This is a genomic window from Dysgonomonas sp. PH5-45 (assembly GCF_029893235.1).
Lineage (GTDB): Bacteria > Bacteroidota > Bacteroidia > Bacteroidales > Dysgonomonadaceae > UBA1309.
In genome coordinates this window covers 1-1,674 of sequence record NZ_JARXWE010000066.1, presented here as the reverse complement: position 1 = coordinate 1,674, position 1,674 = coordinate 1, and the positions used below count along the sequence as shown (strand labels likewise).

The 1,674-nt window shown below is 36.0% G+C and carries 3 protein-coding genes; all 3 read right to left on the bottom strand.

Annotated elements, in window-relative coordinates:
* Positions 1–64: 64 nt before the first annotated feature.
* The 3 genes from M2132_RS11975 to M2132_RS11965 are packed head-to-tail and all read right to left on the bottom strand — an operon-like array spanning position 65 to position 1,564.
* Entirely contained in the window at positions 65–595 is a 531-nt protein-coding gene (locus M2132_RS11975; protein WP_280673860.1) for a hypothetical protein, read from the bottom strand.
* Between the two features lie 29 nt (positions 596–624).
* Positions 625–1,062 (bottom strand): hypothetical protein, encoded by a 438-nt coding sequence (locus M2132_RS11970; RefSeq protein ID WP_255495097.1) that lies wholly within the window; start codon positions 1,060–1,062, stop codon positions 625–627.
* A complete protein-coding gene (locus M2132_RS11965) occupies positions 1,052–1,564 on the bottom strand; it encodes an ORF6N domain-containing protein (protein WP_280673862.1) in 513 nt (170 codons plus the stop codon). Before M2132_RS11965 ends, M2132_RS11970 begins: the two co-directional genes overlap by 11 nt.
* Positions 1,565–1,674 lie beyond the last annotated feature (110 nt).

Below are 1,674 nucleotides of genomic sequence, written 5' to 3'. Positions count from 1 at the left end.
TGTAACTTCAGCAAAATAGGGAGAGATTAATGTATTCATGAGACGAAGATAACATTTCTACAAATTATGATGAAATTTTGATGCGGTTGCCCTGACTACCATCAGGAGATAGGTAGAAATCGAAAGTTTCTTCTTTAGGAGTTCCTGATAGTTGAACGGAATACTTGCATCTGACAATAATTGCAAGTACATCACTGGTGTTTCTTTTATCGTATCCTTGTAAGTTATCAGGCACAAGGTTTTTGAGTGAATCTATACGGGTATTCATAACGGCAATATCCGCATTGTACTTATCTATATCACTCTGTTTTTTAGTTTTAGCCAATAGATCTTCACTCATTTTCTTGGCAAGTTCAATACGGCTGATTACAGGTTGCTTATCTTTTTTAAATTCTTCAGTAAGATAAGCGATACTGTCGGCAACGGTAACATTACCCTGTTCGTTTATCTCAACAATTTTGAAGTTGAGATTTTCTTTTGTGTCACTACCTTTCAGTAGGTGGTCGGTAATGGTTTTTTCGTAATTACTCTTTGATGAGTTTGAACCGCAGGAAACCAAGAAAACCGCAATTAATAGATAGATTACATTTTTCATGACTATATTTCTGTTTATAAGAGTTTGAATTAATTCAATGTTATTGCAGGGAGTTTTGATGATAGGTTGTACACAATCAAAACATCTGCTTCTTTTTTCGGTTTCGTCCGGGTATATTCGGTTAATGCTTTCATAACCCATTCCCTGAACGCTTGCGCTTCAAACGAAGCGATTCGATAACTGACAAAAATCAATGCTTCCAGATTGTATAAAGTCATTTCACATTGACGACCGCTGTTCTCGTATTTGTGTATTTGCGTAACGTTTTCTTCCCGCAATAAGCCTGATTTGAATATTGACCGCAGGTTATTACCAACCGAGCTAACAAATACGTTGAATAAATCAGCTATCTCATGCTTTGTCATCCATAGGGTGCAATTTACGAGTTTTGCTTCAACAATTAGCTGATTTTCATCATTTTCTTTAATTTTGATATATCCTCGTTCCATAATTATATTATTCTTCATCTTGTTGAACATTAAAGCCTATACGCTTACGGGGCTTGTTTTCCTGTTCCTTTTGTGAAGCAAGTTCCGTAAGAGCCTGATAAATATCGCTGAACTGCATATTGGTTTCGATCATAAAATCCTCCAATTTACGATTTAATTCAGCGTAACCCAGTGCATATTGGCGTAAAGCAACGAAAGCCCTTATTATTGATATATTTACTTGAATAGCTAAAGGACTGTTGAGTACACTCGATAGCTGGGCAACCCCTTGTTCGGTGAATGCGAAAGGGGGATAACGACTACCTCCCCAACTTGAGGTGCCAAAATTGCACCTCAAGTCTTCGTTTTCACTATCAGTTAGTTCAAACATAAAATCTTCCGGGAAGCGTTCTATATTACGCCTTACAGCACGTTTTAGATTTTTTGTTTCTACTTGATACATTTCTGCTAAATCAAAATCCAAAAGGACACGCATCCCTCTGATTTCGTAAATTTTACTTTGTATGATTTGTAGTTCCATGAGATTTATTTATTGATGCGAATCAGTAGTTGAAACAATTCGCTGATTTGTTTAGTTAAATTATTTATTATCAATGAAATAAGCGCGTTGAATATTTGCTCAATCTCTTG